The organism is Myxococcus llanfairpwllgwyngyllgogerychwyrndrobwllllantysiliogogogochensis (genome assembly GCF_006636215.1).
GTDB lineage: Bacteria > Myxococcota > Myxococcia > Myxococcales > Myxococcaceae > Myxococcus > Myxococcus llanfairpwllgwyngyllgogerychwyrndrobwllllantysiliogogogochensis.
Genome location: NZ_VIFM01001000.1, coordinates 1 through 388, shown reverse-complemented (window position 1 = coordinate 388; position 388 = coordinate 1). Strand labels below are relative to the sequence as shown.

The following is a 388-nucleotide window of genomic DNA, read 5'->3' as shown; positions in this document are numbered from 1 at the left end:
ATAAAAAACCCGTTAGGCGGCCTGCGCGGCGCGGCCCAGCTGCTCAGCAAAGCGCTGCCCGACCCGGCGCTAACGGAATATACCAAAGTGATCATTGAGCAGGCCGACCGGCTAAGAAATCTGGTCGACCGCCTGCTCGGACCACAGCATCCGGGCATGCACGTTACCGAAAGCATCCACAAAGTCGCCGAACGGGTAGTTAAACTGGTTTCCATGGAGTTGCCGGACAACGTGAAGTTGATCCGCGATTACGACCCCAGCCTACCAGAGCTACCCCACGACCCGGATCAAATTGAACAGGTGTTGCTGAACATCGTCCGTAATGCGCTGCAGGCTCTGGGGCCGGAAGGGGGCGAAATTATTCTTCGCACCCGCACCGCTTTCCAGC

Annotated in this window: 1 protein-coding gene; it reads left to right on the top strand. The window is 58.2% G+C overall.

Features of this window, described 5'->3' with window-relative positions:
- A partial coding sequence (gene glnL, locus FJV41_RS56595; protein WP_281291696.1) for a nitrogen regulation protein NR(II) occupies positions 1-388 on the top strand: 388 nt, incomplete at both ends.